General features: G+C 30.7%; 18 protein-coding genes. 16 read left to right on the top strand and 2 right to left on the bottom strand.

Going from position 1 to position 18,075, the window contains the following annotated elements; genetic code table 11:
- The first annotated feature begins 33 nt into the window (after positions 1-33).
- From KVH43_RS02355 to KVH43_RS02345, 3 genes are all read left to right on the top strand, one after another.
- Positions 34-453, top strand: a complete 420-nt coding sequence (locus KVH43_RS02355) for a hypothetical protein (protein ID WP_218283308.1) — start codon at positions 34-36, stop codon at positions 451-453.
- Positions 440-1,486 carry a phosphodiester glycosidase family protein gene (locus KVH43_RS02350; protein ID WP_218283307.1) on the top strand — a complete coding sequence of 349 codons (1,047 nt, stop codon included), beginning with the start codon at positions 440-442 and terminating at the stop codon, positions 1,484-1,486. The genes KVH43_RS02355 and KVH43_RS02350 overlap by 14 nt, the downstream gene beginning before the upstream one ends.
- A gap of 84 nt (positions 1,487-1,570) precedes the next feature.
- The gene (locus tag KVH43_RS02345; RefSeq protein ID WP_218283306.1) at positions 1,571-2,425 is read left to right on the top strand and encodes a YitT family protein; all 855 of its coding nucleotides are present in this window, start codon (positions 1,571-1,573) and stop codon (positions 2,423-2,425) included.
- Between the two features lie 82 nt (positions 2,426-2,507).
- On the opposite strand, the gene KVH43_RS02340 is transcribed toward KVH43_RS02345, so the two are convergent.
- On the bottom strand, positions 2,508-3,185 hold the full coding sequence (locus KVH43_RS02340) for a Crp/Fnr family transcriptional regulator (RefSeq protein ID WP_218283305.1): 678 nt from the start codon (positions 3,183-3,185) through the stop codon (positions 2,508-2,510).
- A 100-nt stretch (positions 3,186-3,285) separates the two neighbouring features.
- Here KVH43_RS02340 and KVH43_RS02335 point away from each other — a divergent pair, with 100 nt between their 5' ends.
- The 7 genes from KVH43_RS02335 to KVH43_RS02305 all read left to right on the top strand — a co-directional run bounded on the left by KVH43_RS02335 (position 3,286) and on the right by KVH43_RS02305 (position 9,435).
- Positions 3,286-3,768 carry a permease gene (locus tag KVH43_RS02335; protein ID WP_218283304.1) on the top strand — a complete coding sequence of 161 codons (483 nt, stop codon included), beginning with the start codon at positions 3,286-3,288 and terminating at the stop codon, positions 3,766-3,768.
- Complete coding sequence (locus KVH43_RS02330) at positions 3,765-4,490, top strand: permease (protein ID WP_255547792.1); 726 nt, start codon at positions 3,765-3,767, stop codon at positions 4,488-4,490. Before KVH43_RS02335 ends, KVH43_RS02330 begins: the two co-directional genes overlap by 4 nt.
- 110 nt (positions 4,491-4,600) lie before the next feature.
- The gene (locus KVH43_RS02325) at positions 4,601-5,560 is read left to right on the top strand and encodes a D-2-hydroxyacid dehydrogenase (protein ID WP_218283303.1); all 960 of its coding nucleotides are present in this window, start codon (positions 4,601-4,603) and stop codon (positions 5,558-5,560) included.
- Positions 5,561-5,763: 203 nt separating this feature from the next.
- Positions 5,764-6,207 (top strand): acetyl-CoA carboxylase biotin carboxyl carrier protein, encoded by a 444-nt coding sequence (gene accB / locus KVH43_RS02320; protein ID WP_218283302.1) that lies wholly within the window; start codon positions 5,764-5,766, stop codon positions 6,205-6,207.
- A gap of 6 nt (positions 6,208-6,213) precedes the next feature.
- The gene (locus KVH43_RS02315; RefSeq protein WP_218283301.1) at positions 6,214-7,557 is read left to right on the top strand and encodes an acetyl-CoA carboxylase biotin carboxylase subunit; all 1,344 of its coding nucleotides are present in this window, start codon (positions 6,214-6,216) and stop codon (positions 7,555-7,557) included.
- Positions 7,558-7,580: 23 nt separating this feature from the next.
- Positions 7,581-8,492, top strand: coding sequence for an acetyl-CoA carboxylase, carboxyltransferase subunit beta (gene accD, locus KVH43_RS02310; protein WP_218283300.1), 912 nt, complete (start codon positions 7,581-7,583; stop codon positions 8,490-8,492).
- On the top strand, positions 8,485-9,435 hold the full coding sequence (locus KVH43_RS02305) for an acetyl-CoA carboxylase carboxyltransferase subunit alpha (protein WP_218283299.1): 951 nt from the start codon (positions 8,485-8,487) through the stop codon (positions 9,433-9,435). Before accD ends, KVH43_RS02305 begins: the two co-directional genes overlap by 8 nt.
- Positions 9,436-9,487: 52 nt before the next feature.
- Here the strand turns inward: KVH43_RS02305 and KVH43_RS02300 are convergent, their stop codons facing one another.
- Positions 9,488-11,119, bottom strand: coding sequence for an MBL fold metallo-hydrolase RNA specificity domain-containing protein (locus KVH43_RS02300; protein ID WP_218283298.1), 1,632 nt, complete (start codon positions 11,117-11,119; stop codon positions 9,488-9,490).
- A gap of 290 nt (positions 11,120-11,409) precedes the next feature.
- Between KVH43_RS02300 and KVH43_RS02295 the strand changes: the two genes are divergently transcribed.
- The 6 genes from KVH43_RS02295 to KVH43_RS02270 all read left to right on the top strand — a co-directional run bounded on the left by KVH43_RS02295 (position 11,410) and on the right by KVH43_RS02270 (position 18,041).
- Positions 11,410-12,318, top strand: coding sequence for a S66 peptidase family protein (locus tag KVH43_RS02295; protein ID WP_218283297.1), 909 nt, complete (start codon positions 11,410-11,412; stop codon positions 12,316-12,318).
- Positions 12,319-12,388: 70 nt separating this feature from the next.
- On the top strand, positions 12,389-13,576 hold the full coding sequence (locus KVH43_RS02290; protein WP_218283296.1) for a M20 metallopeptidase family protein: 1,188 nt from the start codon (positions 12,389-12,391) through the stop codon (positions 13,574-13,576).
- 152 nt (positions 13,577-13,728) lie between these two features.
- Entirely contained in the window at positions 13,729-14,517 is a 789-nt protein-coding gene (locus KVH43_RS02285; RefSeq protein ID WP_218283295.1) for a sugar phosphate isomerase/epimerase family protein, read from the top strand.
- A gap of 250 nt (positions 14,518-14,767) precedes the next feature.
- Positions 14,768-15,301, top strand: a complete 534-nt coding sequence (locus KVH43_RS02280) for an ECF transporter S component (protein ID WP_218283294.1) — start codon at positions 14,768-14,770, stop codon at positions 15,299-15,301.
- A gap of 261 nt (positions 15,302-15,562) precedes the next feature.
- Positions 15,563-16,153, top strand: a complete 591-nt coding sequence (locus tag KVH43_RS02275) for a DedA family protein (RefSeq protein ID WP_218283293.1) — start codon at positions 15,563-15,565, stop codon at positions 16,151-16,153.
- A gap of 517 nt (positions 16,154-16,670) precedes the next feature.
- Positions 16,671-18,041 (top strand): aspartate-alanine antiporter-like transporter, encoded by a 1,371-nt coding sequence (locus KVH43_RS02270; protein ID WP_218283292.1) that lies wholly within the window; start codon positions 16,671-16,673, stop codon positions 18,039-18,041.
- The last annotated feature ends 34 nt before the right edge of the window (positions 18,042-18,075 follow it).

Here is an 18,075-nt window from a genome sequence, read left to right as displayed (position 1 = left end):
ATTTGTAGGAATAAGGTTGGAAAGGATGAGATGATGGAAAAAGATATTGCTTTATCACAAGAAGATGCAAAAAGTAAAGAGCGATCAAGAAAAAAAGATAAGAAAAAAAATAGAATATGGATAAATTTACTTATTTTTCTTGTCAGTGCTAGTGTTTGGAGTGCTGTAGTGTATTATGGTTATACTTATGCTAAAAATTATATTGATGTATCTATAAAAAATGTTCAGCAAGAAAATGCAGTGAACATTCAAGATTTAAGTGAAAAAATAGAGCTGCTTAGTAAAGAGATAAATAATTTAAAAAATAGAATTGAAAATACAGATGATACGATTTCTAATTCTACAGCTGTTCAAGAGAGAATCGATCAAAAGTTAAAGGATTTAGATGGGCAATTAAAAACCTTAGAAAAGAGCTTAAAAATATTGCAGGAGGCACCAAATGGGCAAAATTAATATATTTATACTTTTTTTGATTGCCCCGTTTATCGGTTTCTTTTTTGTCAGTTTAGAATTTAAAGATGAGAGTCAGTATCTGGAATTTCCTGTAAATGTACTGACGGAAGACGTGGAGAAATTATATGATGAAGTAAGTCGGCTAGAAGATAGTATTGTAAAAATAGGATTGGTTGCAGAAAATCAAAAAGAGGTTTTCAATGTTCAAGATGAGAAAATTAGTGAATTATCAAAATTGAGCGATTCACAAAGACGATTATCAGATGATATTTATGAAAAGAAGATATTAAAAATGTTAGGCCCAGCAGTAAAGACTCATATTAATGATCGTACAGAGATTAAGATTTTTAAATTAGCAGAGCTTGGGTACAGAGGATATATTGCCAAAATAAAATTATTTGATCCTACAGCCTTCAAAGTAGTATTGGCAAAAGATCAGCTTGGAGCATTAGAAACTACATCTAATGCAGCTAAAAGAACAAATGCAATTCTTGCTATTAATGGAGGGGGCTTTTATAAAGAGAAAAGAAACGGAAAGACTTATGCACGATTAATAGGCAATACAGTTATAGATGGAAAATTGGTAGAACCTTTTAATGGTTATCCTGGAGATTTATTCTTTGCTGGAATTAATAGGAAGGGACAAGTTATTGGAACGGTACCGCATAAAGAAGAAGATATTATGAAGCTTGATCCATATCAAGGAGTAAGTTTTTCACCTGTATTATTAAAAAATGGGAAAAAAGTAGAAATTCCAATTAAATGGAAAAAAACAAGACACCCTAGAACTATTATAGGAAAATATGCAAATGATGATTTGATCGTGATTGTTATAGATGGAAGAAGAAATAATTGGAGCATAGGGATTTCTTTAGAAAGATTACAGGATAAATTGTTAGAATTAGGTGTAAAGGATGCATATAATTTAGATGGTGGTGGTTCTAGTGTTATGTATTATGATGGAAAAATTTTAAATAAACCTTCTGATGGAAGGGAAAGACCTGTAGTTAATAATATTGTAATATTACCTTAATAAAAGATAAGGAGAAAGAAAACGAATTATTTTCAAAAGCTTTGATGGAGTATTTATATTGTTCAAAAGGGAGTGTTATTTCTAATGAATTATAATAAAAAAGAGTTAGCAAGAAGAATATTGTGGATTATGTTAGGAAGTGCAATAACTGCAATAGGTATTAATATTTTTTTAATCCCTCATAAATTTCTAAGTGGAGGGGTAGGAGGGATTGCATTAATACTACAGTATATGACAAATATTCCATCTGGTTATTATATATTAGCTGTGAATGTACCTATATTTTTAATAGGTATGAAGCAAGTGGATAAAGACTTTTGCGTTTTTAGTTTGCTTGGGATGGTGTCTTTATCTGTATTTATGATTTTAACACAACACATATCTGATTATTATGCAATTGATGATATGGTCGTATCTAGTATATATGGAGGAATATTAGGAGGGATTGGTGGAGCTATTGTATTTCAAAATAGAGCCTCTATGGGAGGAACGGATATTATTGCTGTTGTACTAAGAAAAAAAACTGGAGGAAATATAGCAAGTTATTTGTTTATTATGAATCTCATAGTTGTAATGATTGGTTCAACTATTAATGGAATAAGTATTGCACTTTATACTTTGATTTCTATGTATATTACGTCAGAAGTGATGAATAGAGTGTTAAATGGAATAGAAAGAAAAAAACTATTATTTGTTGTAACACAAAAGGAAAGAGAAATAGCAGATCTTATTATAAAGGAAGTGGGCAGAGGTGTAACTTTTCTTAATGGGCAGGGTGCATATACAGGAAATGAAAGAAATGTTATTTATTGTATAGCTACCTTGAGACAATTGCCCAAAATTAAGAAAGTGATTGAAGATACAGATCCACAAGCATTTATTTCTATATTGGATACTTCTGAGGTACATGGGAAAGGGTTTAAGAGACCTGCTTTATAAAATAATAAAAAAATTCATGAAGCCATGTGAATATAGACTGAAAATGTCTATATTTACATGGCTTTTTATTTTAGTTAATAAATTAAGTCTTTTTTATGATACTCAAATCACAAATGGTAATGCTGTGAGCATCATAAGTGAGTAATCCGTCTTTTCTCATTTTATTCAGTTCACGTGAAAGGGAAGTCCTTTGAATGCCTAATCGTTCAGCCAATTCTTTTTTTGTCATGTGAAGTTTAATAGTTGTATTCTTTTGGGAATAATATTCATAATTTAAGAAATCTATAATAGATGCTCTTATGGATTTCATGGAAATTGATTTAATCTTATTTGTTAATATTGCAGCTTTATCTGAAATACAAGTCAGAAACTGTATTAAGAAAGCTTGGTTATTTTGACAAAGCTGAAGCACAAAATCTTTATTAATATGTAATATGTCAGTATCTGATTTTGCAAGTACACTCATTGGATAATAAGGATGCTTTGAAAACAATAGATTGCCTCCAATATTATTTGTAGCCCTAAATTCTGTTACAGTCAATACATTTCCTTTTTCATCAATCTTTTGAACAATTACTTCTCCTTTTAGAATGATATCTAAAGAAGTACATGTTTCACTTTCAAAATATATAATGCTTCCTTTTTTATACTGAGAAAGGGTATATTTATTTGTTTTAAATAAATCAAGTAATTCCATAGAAGAGAATTCACGAAATAAATCTGTAAGCTTTAAAATATTTAAATATTTTTTTATGTTCATTAATATCACCTTTTTTTAAATTAGTTACCGTGGTAACTTCATAAACTTATAATTTATTATAATATAGAATTAACAATTTTAGAAGGAGGCGTATTGAGAAATGGATATTTTTACAATATCTTTATGGGGGATTACAGGAATTATGTTTGTTGTATCTCTGATTAAAGACAAGAAAAAAACATTTCATTCTATGCAAATGGCAAGAGGCATGATGAAAAATATGATAGGTCAGATTTTGGGAATTTTATTTTTGATAGGATTAATACTAACTTTCATACCACCAGAAACTATTAAAGGTATGTTAGGAAAATCTAATCTGTTTTTTTCAACGATTATTTCGGGAGCATTAGGAAGCATTACTTTGATTCCTGCATTTGTAGCATTCCCGCTGGTAGGCTCTTTGGTAGATGTAGGAATAAGTATAGTTCCAGCAGTGGCATTTTTAACTACTTTAACTATGGTAGGGGTGGTTACTTTTCCTTTAGAAAAACAGGAATTCGGAATGAAATTTACGGTTATTAGAAATGCGCTTAGCTTTGTATTTGCTATGGTTATAGCATTAATTATGGGGGTGATTATGTGAAGTTAGTTGAAATAATTAAAAAGAATAAATTGTTAACAGGAGTATTTTTAGCATATATTTTCCTATTTGTTGCAATGCCTGATAAGGCGAATTTATCTGTTAAAAATAGTATGTATTATATTATAGAGATGCTTGAAATTATGCCAGTCATTTTTATACTTACATCTATTATAGAGGCATGGGTTCCTAAACAGGTTATTATAAATGGATTTGGAGAGAATTCAGGCATAAAGGGGATAATTTTTTCATTTTTATTAGGAAGCTTTTCGGCAGGACCTATATATGCAGCTTTTCCTGTATGTAAGATGCTGTTAAAGAAAGGAGCAAGTATTACTAATATTGTTATCATTTTAAGTGCATGGGCAGTCATAAAAGTACCTATGCTTGCAAATGAAGCAAAATTTTTAGGTCTTCAGTTTATGGAAATTAGGTGGATTTTGACAGTAATATCTATATTATTTATGTCTTATCTTGTTGCATTATTTGTGAAGAAGGAAAGTATACCTATGGATAAAGATATGAATTTGACTGAAATAACTGGTGTTCATATTAAAGAAGAGTATTGTGTGGGCTGTGGCTTGTGTGAAAAATTAATGCCAGAAGCATTTGAAATTGTTCATAATAAAGCAAGATGGAAAGAATCTAAGTTGGATCAAGAAAAAATAGAAAAATTAAAACCAGCTATGGAGAGATGTCCTGTACAGGCTATTGATTTTAGATAAAGTTTTGGTGGCATTCTATAAATTTTATAGAATGTCTTTTTTTTTCGAGTGGATATGAATAGAATAAAGAAGGAAGTGTTATTAAATAAAATGAATGAGGAGGAAAACATATGAAGATTGTTGTGCTAGATGGATATACATTAAATCCTGGTGATTTAAGCTGGGAGGGTTTAGAAAAATTAGGTGATGTTACTGTGTATGACCGTACAAAAGATGAACAAATCATTGAAAGAATTGGTGATGCAGAAATTATTTATACTAATAAAACCGCTTTGACAAGAGAAACCCTTGAAAAATTGATAAATGTAAAGTTTATTGGTGTATTAGCAACAGGATATAATGTGGTTGATGTGTATGCAGCAAAGGAATTAGGAATTATCGTAACAAATATTCCTACATATGGAACAAATGCTGTTGCACAGTTTACTTTTGCACTTCTTTTAGAAATGTGTCATCATGTGTGGGAGCATAATTTAAGTGTAAAAAGAGGAGTATGGAGTAATTGCAAAGATTTTTGTTTTTGGAATGCTTCATTGATTGAGCTTGCAGGAAAGACAATGGGGATCATTGGATTAGGAAGAATTGGTCAAAAGGTAGCTGAAATTGCCAAAGCCTTTGATATGAAAGTATTAGCCTTTGATGAGTATCCAAAAAAAGAGCTAGAAAGTGAAAGCTTAAAGTACGTAGAACTTGATGAACTGTTTAAAAAATCAGATGTGATTAGTTTACATTGCCCATTGTTTGAAAGTACTAAGGGGATAATATATAAAGAAAATATTGCAAAAATGAAAGATGGTGTGATGATCATTAATACTTCAAGGGGACCATTGATTGTTGAAAAGGATTTAGCAGAAGCGTTAAATAGCGGAAAGGTAGCAGGGGCTGCGATAGATGTATTATCTGAAGAACCACCATCTATTGATAATCCATTATTATCGGCAAAAAATTGTATTATTACTCCTCATATTGCATGGGCACCAAAGGAAGCAAGAGAAAGACTTATGAATATTGCGGTAGACAATTTAAAACAATTTTTAGAGGGTAATCCTATCAATGTTGTGAATTTTTAAAAGAATTCAATAATTGTTTTAAGCAAATCTTCATCCTTTGAAGAACTGCCAATCATGATTGTAAATCCTTACTTTATTATACACCTTTAGAAATTATAGATAATATTAAATAAATTGATATAAGTATATTTTATATGTTATAATAGTATCCAGTGTTAGTACTAGATACTAAAACTAGCTATAAAAAATGGGGGGATTTATAGATGAATATAAAAGATATAAAAGAATTATTGCTTACAATAGATCAAACAAGTATACAAAGAGTAGATATTGAGCAAAAGGATTTAAAGATCAGTGTTACAAAATCATCTAGTGATTATCATACTTCTTATGAAATAAATAAAAATGAAATGAAAATAGAAAAAGCTGTTGAAGATGATAATGAAAATATATTTGTAGATGATGAAGATTTATATATTGTGAAGTCTCCTATAGTAGGGGTTTTTTATGCAGCACCTAGTCCTGATGCGAAAGCTTTTGTTCAGGTGGGAGATCGTGTAGAAAAAGGACAACCTATCTGCATCATAGAAGCTATGAAGATTATGAATGAAATTCAAAGTGAAGAATCAGGTCAAGTGGTAGAGATTTTAGTCAAAAATGAGGATATCGTAGAATATGGTCAGCCTTTAATGAAAATTAGGAGGTAGCCTATTATGCTAAAAAAAATATTGATTGCGAATAGAGGAGAAATTGCATTAAGAATTATTCGAGCGTGTAAAGAGTTAGGCATAAAGACGGTTGCGGTTTATTCTGAAATAGATAAGGATTCACTTCATGTACATATGGCAGATGAGGCTGTATGTATAGGGCCTGCAATTTCATCTAAAAGCTACTTAAATATAAATAATATTATTAGTGCTGCGCTTATTACAAATGCAGAGGCTATCCATCCAGGCTATGGATTTTTATCGGAGAGTCCAAATTTTGCTAAAATATGTAAAGCACAAGGGATTAAGCTTATTGGACCAAAAGAAGAGCATATAAGAAAAATGGGGAATAAATCAGAGGCTAGAAAAACTATGATAAAAGCTGGAGTAAGTGTTGTTCCGGGGTCAGAGTCTGCTACGACAGATCCTTCAGAAGCTTTAGAAATTGCTAAAAAAATTGGATTTCCTGTTATGATCAAAGCTTCAAGCGGTGGCGGCGGAAGAGGCATGAGAATTGTTCATAAAGAAGGAGATTTTATAAATAAATTTAATATGGCAAAATCAGAGGCAGCTGCTGCATTTAATGATGATGCTATGTACATAGAAAAGTATATTGAAGCGCCACGACATATTGAATTTCAAATTTTAGCAGATGAATATGGAAATATTATTCATTTAGGTGAGCGTGATTGTTCTTTGCAAAGAAGAAACCAAAAGGTGTTAGAGGAAGCTCCGTGTAGTAGGCTTGATGATGATTTAAGAGAAAGAATGGGGAAAATGGCTATAAAAGCTGCAAAAGCTGTAAATTATGTAAGTGCAGGGACGATAGAGTTTTTATTAGATAAACATAATAACTTTTACTTTATAGAAATGAATACGAGAGTTCAAGTGGAGCATCCTGTTACAGAGGCGGTTACAGGGATAGATTTGATAAAGGAACAAATAAAAATTGCTTGTGGAGAAAAATTAAACTTTACTCAAGAAGATATAAAAATCAATGGACATGCAATAGAATGCAGAATCAATGCAGAGGATCCTAGCAATAACTTTACGCCATGTCCAGGAACTATTGAAGATTATTTTATACCTGGAGGCAATGGCATTCGTATTGATACTCATATTTATAGGGGGTATAAGATCCCGTCTACGTATGATTCTATGATTGGGAAGCTAATTGTATGGGGAAGAGATAGGCATGAAGCAATAGCTAGAATGAGAAGGGCTATTGATGAGATGATTATTATAGGTATAAAAACTAATATGGATTTTCATAGAGAGATTTTAAATAATGACAAATTTATCGAGAATAAAATGGATACTTCCTTTATAGAGAAGGAAATAATGAAGTAGGTTATTGTAGAAAGGTGAATAATATGATTAAAGAATTATTTCGCAAAAAAAAGTATGGAACAATCAATGTATATAATAATAAAGAAAACAAACAAGCTTCTTTAAACTTTAAGTCTAATAATAAAAGTGATGATGAAAAAATAGATGATGCCCTTTGGGTCAGATGCAAAGGATGTAATGAATTAGTATTAAAAGAAGATGTAAAGAAAAATATGCATATATGTCCAAAATGTGACCATTATTTTAGAATAGGAGCGAGAGAAAGAATTCATCTATTATTAGATGAAAACAGCTTTGTAGAATATGATAAAGAATTGGAAGCTAACGATCCATTAGATTTTCCAGAATATAAGGATAAAATACTTAGGGCAAAGGAAAAATCAGGTGAAAAAGATGCTGTTATAACAGGTGAAGGAAAAATTAAAGGAATTCCATTTGTAATAGGTGTAATGAATCCAGATTTTATGATGGGAAGTATGGGATGTGTGGTTGGAGAAAAAATAACTAGAGCTATTGAGAGTGCTGTAGAGAAAAAATTACCTGTGATTATTTTTTCAGCTTCTGGTGGTGCAAGAATGCAGGAAGGGATATTATCTTTAATGCAGATGGCGAAGACATCTTTGGCACTAAAACGATTGTCAGATGAAGGATTATTGTATATTTCAGTTTTGACAGATCCAACTACAGGTGGTGTTACAGCTAGCTTTGCTATGCTTGGAGATATTATTATAGCAGAACCAAAAGCATTAATAGGCTTTGCAGGTCCTCGGGTTATCGAACAAACAATAAGACAAAGATTACCTGAAGGATTTCAAAGGGCTGAGTTTTTAAAGGAAAAAGGCTTTGTAGACAAGATTGTCCATAGAAAAGATTTAAGAGATGTATTATATAAAATATTAAGCATCCACACATTAAGAGGTGAAAAAAATGAATAATTGTCTAGACTTTGAAAAGCCTATTATAGAGCTTGAAAATAAAATAAAAGAATTAGAGAATTTTGCAAAAGAAAATGAAGTATCCTTAGATATGGAACTCAATATTTTAAGAGATAAATTAGAAAATATTAAAAAAGATGCATATACTAATTTGACACCGTGGCAGAAAGTAAAATTAGCAAGAATGCAGGGAAGACCTACTACTTTAGACTATATAGAGAGAATTATTCCTGATTTTTTAGAGCTTCATGGAGATAGAGTATATGGAGATGATGCAGCTATTGTTGGTGGGATTGGAACTATTGAAGGAATTCCTGTTACGGTGATTGGACATCAAAAAGGTAAGGATACTAAGGAAAATATAAAAAGAAACTTTGGAATGGCTCATCCAGAAGGATATAGAAAGGCTTTAAGGCTTATGAAGCAGGCTGAAAAATTTAAAAGACCTATTATTACTTTTGTAGATACGCCTGGTGCTTACTGTGGATTAGGTGCAGAGGAGAGGGGGCAAGGAGAAGCTATTGCCCTTAATTTATTTGAAATGAGCGGACTTAAAACACCAATCATTAATATAGTGATTGGAGAAGGTGGAAGTGGAGGAGCATTAGCTTTAGGAATAGGAGATAAGGTTTGTATGCTTCAAAACTCAATATACTCCGTTATTTCTCCAGAAGGACTTTCAAGTATTCTTTGGAAAGATGCAACTTTAGCTGAAAAAGCAGCGGACATTATGAAATTAACTGCTGAGGATTTATTATCATTTAAAGTGATTGATAAGATTATTGAAGAACCATTAGGTGGTGTCCATAAAGATATAGATTTTGTTGCTAAAGGAATAAAGGATTATGTATTAAAAGAAATACCTAATTTATTAAAATTAGATCATGATACATTGCTCAATAAAAGATATGAAAAAATTAGAAAATTTGGTTTATATAAATAGGTTTAATAGAAAAAAGACCCGATTGGGTCTTTTTATAATGCTATGCTTTTGATTATTTGCTAATAAGCATATTAATATCCAAAAGCTTTTGATTCAAATCTAAAAGCTTATTTTTAAGTTGTATATAATCCTTTTGAAGAACTTTTTCATCGATTAAGAAATCTGTTTTATGTACTAAACTATCAAAGGTATCATAAACCTCCTGAAGCTCTTTGATGATATTTTCCTTTTTCTTTAATGGTTCTAGCATTTCTCCTGAATAGCTTTTTAGAAGATCATTTTTAATTTCAAATACATAGCCCATATTAGGAATGATTGTTTGCACATTAAACTTTTCTTTAATGAGTGCTGCAAAGGTTTTTGCGGATTCCTCTTCTCCGTGAACAACAAATATTCTTTTAGGTAGCTTTTTAAAGCCTTTTAACCAATCTAATAAATCCTTTTGGTCGGCATGTCCTGAAAAACCTTCAATACTGTAAATTTCAGCTTCAACTGAGATTTTTTCTCCTAGAAGACGCACCTTTTTTGCACCTTCTTTTAACTGACGGCCTAATGTACCTTCTGCTTGATAGCCTACAAAAACTACGCTGTTATTTTTCTTCCATAAATTGTGCTTTAAATGATGTCTAATCCTTCCTGCTGTACACATGCCACTAGCAGATATAATTACCTTTGGATAGGATTGGCTATTCAATCGCATGGATTCTTGCTGACTGTTTACATAGTAAAGATTTTCAAATTGGAAAGGATCTTCTCCACTTAAAATAAGTTTTTTTGTTTCATCATCAAAGCAATAAGAATTATTTCTATAAACTTGTGTTGCTGATATAGCCATAGGACTATCTATGTATATCGGTACTTTCATAAAGGCTTCTAATTCATCTGTATGCTCATAATATTTGTTAAGAGTATAAATGAGTTCTTGTGTTCTGTTGATGGCAAAAGAAGGTATAATGACAGTTCCGCCGCGAAGGGCTGTTTTGTTGATGATTGATATTAATTCCTTAGTTCTTTCTTCTTGCTTTTCATGAAGTCTATTACCATAAGTAGATTCTATAATGAGATAATCAGCTTCTTCAATAAGCTCGGGGTTTTTAAGAATAGGTTTATTTTTGATCCCTAGATCTCCTGTAAAAACAATTTTAGCAGTTTTATTATTTTCAGTAACCCATAGCTCAATAATGGAAGAGCCTAATATATGTCCAGCATCTTTAAAACGAACAGTAATATCTTCGTTTAATTCAATAATTTGATCATAAAGGTAAGCATCAAAGTAATTTAAACTGATTTTAGCATCTTCAGCTGTATATAAAGGTTCAATAAAAGGTAAGCCTGCTCTTTTTCTTTTATTGTTTTCCCATAAAGCATCGGCTTCTTGAATATGTCCGCTGTCTATTAGCATGAGGTTACATAAATCCTTTGTTGCTTTGGTAGTTACTATTTTTCCTTTGAAGCCATCTTTGACAAGCTTTGGGATTCTGCCGCTGTGATCAATATGAGCATGACTAAGGATTAAAAAGTCTATTTCAGCAGGATTGAATGCAAAATCTTCAAAGTTTAATTTTTCTAGTTGTTTACTGCCTTGAAACATACCACAATCTAACAATATTTTATACTTATTGGTGGTTATTAAATAATTAGAACCTGTTACAACTTTTGCTGCACCTAAAAATTCTATTCGCATAGACTGTCCCCCCTAATGTAGTAATTAATTCTATTATAGCATAATTTGTATAAATTTGAAAAAAGAGAATATTGTAGAAAATTGCGAAGTTTTATGGGTTAGGAAAACACTTTAAATTATATAACAATTTAGCTATACTAATAATAGGAAAATTTGTAAAATATATTAAAATTAGTAGATGCAATACTATAACATAATTTATGAAGAAATAAATCCAGTAAAAGCTTAGGATTATAGAATTTTACTGGATTTTTGATATTTTATTAAAGGATATTTTGGGGGAATAAAAAATGATGATTCCAAAAGGATTAAATTTTGGAGACACTATTGGGGTTGTTGCTCCAGCAGGACCAGTGAGCAGGGAAAAAGCAGATTGTGCAAAAGCTGTTTTGGAGGAAATGGGATTTAAGGTAAAAATGGGAAAGAGTTGTTATTTGTCATATGGTGGATATTTAGCTGGGGAAGATGAAATAAGAGCTGAAGATGTAAATAATATGTTTAAAGATAAGGATGTAGCTGCAATTATTTGTATCAGGGGTGGATATGGTTGTACACGTATGATGGAGCTGCTTGATATAGAGTTGATTAAGAAAAATCCTAAAATATTTGTAGGATATTCAGATGTAACAGCACTCCATTTACTTTTTAACCAAAAAGCTGATTTGGCTACATATCATGGACCTATGGTTGTATCAAATATGCTAGATTTCAACCCATTTACTAAGAAATCATTTTTCAATGTTATAAATGAAAAAGATGATATAGAATTAAAGAATCCAGAAGATAATGAAATAAAAGTAATGGTAGAAGGCTTTGCAAAGGGACGATTGGTAGGTGGAAATTTAGCTTTGATTGTTGCTACTATGGGAACACCATACGAAATAGATACAAAGGGCAAAATCCTTTTTATAGAAGATATAAATGAAAAACCATATAGTATAGATAGAATGCTTACACAGCTTGTATTATCAAGGAAATTAGAGAAGTGTGAAGGCATTATTTTAGGTGATTTTGCTGATTGCAAAGATGATGAAGGCTTTACTGTTTTTGAAGTGTTTGAAAATATTATAAAGCCTATTTCTAAGCCTACAGTATATAATTTTAGGTCAGGTCATTGTGAACCGATGATTACTATTCCTCTAGGAAGGGTTTGTGAATTAGATGCAACAAATAAAAAGGTTATTATAAAAAATTATTAAAGATAAAAATTGAAATACGATCACTATGATTGTATATAGTGGTCGTATCCTATTTAAGGAGCTGGCAGATATGGAAAAAATAATGAAAAAAAGTGAACAAATTAAAGATTGGCTTATTAATATTAGAAGGGATTTTCATCAATATCCAGAATTGGGAATGCAGGAATTTCGAACATCAAAAAAAATATGTAAATATTTAGAGAAAATGAATATTTCATATAATAATAATGTTGTAAATACTGGAGTTGTTGGGCTTATTCAAGGAAAATATGATGGTCCAACCATTGCGTTAAGAGCTGATATAGATGCTTTACCTATTCAAGATGGTAAGAAGGTTTTATATAAATCAAAAAATGATGGGGTAATGCATGCATGTGGCCATGATGCTCATACAGCTATTCTTTTAGGGGCAGGAAAGGTTTTAAACGAAATGAAGGATCAAATTCATGGAAATATCAAACTGCTTTTTCAACCAGCAGAAGAAACAGTTGGAGGGGCAAAGCCTATGATTGAAGAAGGAGTCCTTAAAAATCCAGAGGTAGATGCTGTATTTGGACTTCATGTAGATGCAGATTTAGATACTGGAAAAATAGGTATAAAATATAATCAAATGAATGCAGCTTCTAATACGATTGAAATTCATATATATGGAAAATCAACACATGGGGCATATCCTCATGAAGGTGCAGACAGTATATTGATAGCATCTCATGTAGTTGTTGCTCTTCAATCTATTGTATCAAGAAATGTAGCACCAACAGATGCATCTGTGGTTACAATTGGAAAAATCATAGGAGGAACCCAAGAAAATATCATTGCAGATCATGTTGTTCTTGTGGGAACTGTTAGGAACATTAATGAAGCTACAAGAAAAGAAGTAATGAAGAGAATTGAGGATATTGTAAAAATTATTCCTAAGGCTTTAGGAGGAAGAGGAGAACTTATTCAGACTGAAGGATATAGAACTCTTGTCAATGATGACAGAATGGTTGATATTGTAGTGAATTCAGTAAAAAATATTTTAGGAGAAGATAAGTTGCATTTTATAGAAGAAATTTCTTTAGGGGTAGAAGATTTTGCTTATTTTGCAGCAGAAAAACCAAGTGCTTTTTTTAGATTAGGATGCAAAAATTTAGAGAAAGGAATAGAAGGAAAACATCATCATCCTTGCTTCGATATAGATGAGGATTGTCTTACTATTGGTGTAGCAATGCAGGTAAGTAATGTGTTAGAAGCATTGCAATATTTTAGAAAATAATGAATGATAAAATGAACTTAAATGAATTTTTATATTATAATATATATGGATCCAACTTCAAAATGAAATATAAAGAACAGTTCATTCCAGATAACTTTTGAAGGTTTGTAATGTATCAATAAATTATGAAGTTTATGTTAGGAGGATTGAATATGAAAGTAGGATATGCAGCATCTGCTGGGGAAATAGATATATTTGATACGCTAAAATATACGAAAGAAAATGGTTTTGATTGTGTTGAACTAAATGTAAATATGCCAATTTTTTTTCCAGAAAACTTTACGAAGGAAGATAGAGAAAAAATAAAAAAATATAAAGAGGAAAATAATATTGCTATAACTCTTCATGCTCCTGAGGATATTACACTTTTGCAGCTTCAAGAAAATATTAGAAGAGCTACTATAGACAGATTAAAGGAGGTTATTGATTTTGGACATGATATAGGGGCAAGTAGAATTACAATGCATATAGGTAGTGTAGTATGCTTTACCCTTACAGATAGAAAATCTTATTTAGATGAATTTTACTGTGAAGAATACAAGAAGGTGCTAAAAGAAAGCTTGATAGAATTAGGGAACTATGCTGAGAATAAAGTCTATTTATGCATTGAAAATTCAGGAAGATTTCCAGAAAAAGTTGTTCAAGAAGTGTTAGATGAAATTATTGGAAAAGAAAATATTTATTTGACTTGGGATATAGGACATAGCTATACTAATCAATACAATGAAATAGCATTTTTCTTAAAGCATATAGCGTATATAAAGACTTGCCACTTACATGATCATAATGGAAAAAGTGATCATCAGATTATAGGTAGAGGTAATGTAGATTTTAAATGGCATATACAAAAAATGAAAGATATAGATGTTTATTATATTATTGAAGTAAGACCAAGAGAAAATGCAGTAAAGTCATTAGATAAGTTAAAGGAAATATTATAAATTTAAAAGAAGCATATTTTTAAAGGTCATAAAATTTGGGCTGAAAAGCTTGAATTTATGACCTTTTTATAATTTATGAAAAATGATAATTGCAGACAGAGAAAATTTATTTTATTTGTTTTTAGAAACACTACAATACAATTTTGTATTGTAGTGTTGACGCGATACAATATTTGTGCAATAATATAATTGTAATGATTGTGTAATATTTTAACAAAATTGGATGGTCATAATATAGGGAGGGAAAATAATGAAAAATAATACTTGGACAACAAGAAGAATGGTTCTTTTAGGATTATTTATAGCAGTGAATATGACAGCTACCTATATTCATATTCCTGTAGGACCTAGTATGATGCATTTAGGCACAACAACTCTTTTTATCACAGCGCTTATTTTAAATCCAATTGATTCAGCTATTGCGGCAGGTGGAGGAATGTTTTTATTTGATATTTTTGGAGGCTATTTTAGCTATGCACCATTTACTTTAGTAATCAAGGGGTTAATGGCATATGTTGTAGCAAAAATTGTTCAACAAAAGAGCTATAATGGGACAAATATAAAGATAAACTTTTTAGGATATATTATTGGAGGAATTATTTCATTGGTAGGATATTATCTAACAAATGTATATTTTAGTGGAAACTTTATTGCACCTATCGCAAAAATACCGGGTTCATTACTTACTACAAGTGTAGGATTACTTATTGCATTGCCATTAGGAATACAGGTAAAAAAAGCTTTTATAAAAGTAGAAAAACAAGCATATAATGTAAATGAATAAAAGACTCAAGGGATTAAATTCCCTTGGGTCTTTTTAAATATCTAAATTATTCTACTATGTAAAGTAGATCATTATGATATAAAATAATCCTAGTGGTAAAAAACAGAAATCATTGAGTTCAAAGGTGCTTTTGCATTATAATAAAATAGGTAGAAAAATTTTTTGCAATTATCATTGACATTTTTTGATAATATTTGCTAACTTTTAATAGAGCATATTTTGAGCAAAAAGAATGAAGTCATAAAATAAGGAGGAATCAAGTTGCTCCAAGAAAAAGTATTGTATCTAATTACTATTTATGGATATATAGGTATATTTTTAGCTTTAGTATTTGGAATTATAGGACTTCCGATACCTGATGAGGTATTATTAACTTTTGCAGGCTTTTTAGTTACCAAAGGGAAAATGGATTTTTTTTCAGTGGTTTGCATTGCTTTTATAGGAAGTATTATAGGGGTATCTGTTAGCTATATGATCGGGTATTGTTTGGGATGGCCGTTTTTAGAAAAGTATGGAAAATTTTTGCATATCAAGGAGAAATCCTTTAACAAGGTTGAAAAATGGTTTGACAAATATGGAAAGTATGCGATTGTTATAGGTTATTTTATTCCAGGGGTTCGTCAATTGAATGCTTATTATGCAGGAATTACAAAGAGACCTTACATGAGATTTGCTTTTTATGCAAATTTGGGAGGTTTGCTTTGGGTAACTACATTTGTTACATTAGGAGTTTTTGTAGGTGAAAGATGGGAGCTTTGGGTGAAGAATTTTCACAGAGTTGCTGTAGCATTACTTCTGATTATTTGTGTTAGCATGGGTATATATTATTTGTTAAAAAAGAAAAATAAATAGTAAATGGACGAGCTTTGATAAAAAATATTTGTTTTGCAGCATTAATTTTGATGCTGTTTTTTTTATTATAGATAGATACTTTTAAAAAGAAATATATAAAAGATAGTTCTTTTTTTATGTTGATGCTGTTTTTCTATTAATAAAAATAAAAAAAGGATTGAAGATTACAAGAAAAGATGTTAAAATATTAACAAAATACTAATGCACAAGTATACAATTAAGTACTTGATTAATTAGAGCATTTTTTTTATCATACATAGTTAATAAATTAACATAAAAAGTTACTATGTAAAAGAGTATAAAAGGGAATTCCTAATGAAATATTTAAAGCAATAATATGAAAACCGGTTAAAAGAAGATAGGTATTATTTTTAGAAGTAATAAAAAAAGAGCAAATAATAAAAGTATCCATGCAAAGGTATTTTTTGAAAAATTAGGTGTTAGTTATTTAACAAACAAAATATTAATGAATAAGAGTTGAATTATCATTAATGATAAAAGAAAGCGAGGGAGTATTATGAAGTTTGATGTAGTTGCTTGGATTACAAATCCATTTGTATTAATGTTTATAGCTGTTTTTACAGGAATGCTATTTGGGAAAATAAAATTTGGAAAGTTTAATTTTGGTGTTTCAGGGACATTGTTTACAGGACTTATTTTAGGTTGGTGGATTGTAAAATATGCAAAAGGCTTTTCTGAAGGAGATGCTGGCTTTGATGCAGTTCAAAAGATGATAAAAGCTGGAGTGGTTAGTAAAAACTTTTTCTTATTATTTTTAATATTATTTGTTGCAGCAGTAGGTCTGCTAGCAGCAAAGGATATGGGAGTAGTACTTAAAAAATATGGAGTAAAATTTGTAATATTAGGATTTTTGATAACTTTTTTAGGAGCATCGGCTACTTATGGAATGACTTTATTAAGTTCAGAAGCTAGTCCATATGAAGTATCAGGAGTATATACAGGAGCTTTAACAAGCTCTCCGGGTCTTGCAGCAGCTATAGAAACTGCAAGAGGACATTCTACTGAATGGGTTGGAAAATATGAAGCATTAGATAAAAATGAAAAAGCAAGATTTTTAAAGCTATTAGATTCTTCTGGAAAACTTACACCAGAAAATACACCTGTATTGACAGATGAACAAAAGGAGCAATTCGTAAGGAATGCAGAAGCAGGTATTGGTGTAGGTCATGCTATAGGATATCCATTTGGTGTATTAATTGTAATAATTGCAGTGAATTTCTTCCCGAAAATATTTGGAATTGATGTTGAAAAGGAACAAGAAGAATTTAGAACAGAAATGAAAGAAGCAAGAAGTGCAGCAGGAGGAAAACAAATTCAAGAGACTAGCTTTGATTTGATTGCATTTTCAATTGCCTGTTTCTTTGGATATACTATAGGAAAGATTAAGATTTTCTTAGGACCTTTAGGATATTTTAGTTTAGGATCTACTGGTGGGGTATTGATCGGTTCATTGATACTTGGACATATTGGGAAAATAGGTTTTATTAACTTTAGGATGAATAGTAAGATTTTAGGTGTTGTTAGACAATTATCTCTTGCATTTTTCTTAGCTATTGTAGGATTAAGATATGGTTTTAAGGTATTTGATGCACTAATGGGTACAGGAACTTATTTAGCATTAGTATCTTTAGTAGTAGGGATAGTAGCAATGCTTATTGGTTTTTTTATTGGAAGATATATATTCAAAATCAATTGGATCATGTTATCAGGAGCAATCTGTGGGGGAATGACATCTACACCTGGACTTGGAGCAGCAGTAGATGCAATAGGTAGTGATGATCCTGCTGCAGGTTATGGAGCAACTTATCCATTTGCATTATTAGGAATGGTTATTTTTACAATTATACTCCATAAGATGCCAATGTAATGATATAATAATGTTATTGATACAAGATTGGGGG

The sequence above is a fragment of the Crassaminicella indica genome (assembly GCF_019203185.1).
Taxonomy (GTDB): domain Bacteria; phylum Bacillota; class Clostridia; order Peptostreptococcales; family Thermotaleaceae; genus Crassaminicella; species Crassaminicella indica.
This window is presented reverse-complemented; position numbering and strand designations above follow the sequence as displayed.

Bases quoted from the DNA above. Each gene is read 5' to 3' on its own strand.
- KVH43_RS02355 (WP_218283308.1), top strand. From the start codon at position 34: ATGGAAAAAGATATTGCTTTATCACAAGAAGATGCAAAAAGTAAAGAG.
- KVH43_RS02350 (WP_218283307.1), top strand. From the start codon at position 440: ATGGGCAAAATTAATATATTTATACTTTTTTTGATTGCCCCGTTTATC.
- KVH43_RS02345 (WP_218283306.1), top strand. From the start codon at position 1,571: ATGAATTATAATAAAAAAGAGTTAGCAAGAAGAATATTGTGGATTATG.
- KVH43_RS02340 (WP_218283305.1), bottom strand. From the start codon at position 3,185: ATGAACATAAAAAAATATTTAAATATTTTAAAGCTTACAGATTTATTT.
- KVH43_RS02335 (WP_218283304.1), top strand. From the start codon at position 3,286: ATGGATATTTTTACAATATCTTTATGGGGGATTACAGGAATTATGTTT.
- KVH43_RS02325 (WP_218283303.1), top strand. From the start codon at position 4,601: ATGAAGATTGTTGTGCTAGATGGATATACATTAAATCCTGGTGATTTA.
- accB (WP_218283302.1), top strand. From the start codon at position 5,764: ATGAATATAAAAGATATAAAAGAATTATTGCTTACAATAGATCAAACA.
- KVH43_RS02315 (WP_218283301.1), top strand. From the start codon at position 6,214: ATGCTAAAAAAAATATTGATTGCGAATAGAGGAGAAATTGCATTAAGA.
- accD (WP_218283300.1), top strand. From the start codon at position 7,581: ATGATTAAAGAATTATTTCGCAAAAAAAAGTATGGAACAATCAATGTA.
- KVH43_RS02305 (WP_218283299.1), top strand. From the start codon at position 8,485: ATGAATAATTGTCTAGACTTTGAAAAGCCTATTATAGAGCTTGAAAAT.
- KVH43_RS02300 (WP_218283298.1), bottom strand. From the start codon at position 11,119: ATGCGAATAGAATTTTTAGGTGCAGCAAAAGTTGTAACAGGTTCTAAT.
- KVH43_RS02295 (WP_218283297.1), top strand. From the start codon at position 11,410: ATGATGATTCCAAAAGGATTAAATTTTGGAGACACTATTGGGGTTGTT.
- KVH43_RS02290 (WP_218283296.1), top strand. From the start codon at position 12,389: ATGGAAAAAATAATGAAAAAAAGTGAACAAATTAAAGATTGGCTTATT.
- KVH43_RS02285 (WP_218283295.1), top strand. From the start codon at position 13,729: ATGAAAGTAGGATATGCAGCATCTGCTGGGGAAATAGATATATTTGAT.
- KVH43_RS02280 (WP_218283294.1), top strand. From the start codon at position 14,768: ATGAAAAATAATACTTGGACAACAAGAAGAATGGTTCTTTTAGGATTA.
- KVH43_RS02270 (WP_218283292.1), top strand. From the start codon at position 16,671: ATGAAGTTTGATGTAGTTGCTTGGATTACAAATCCATTTGTATTAATG.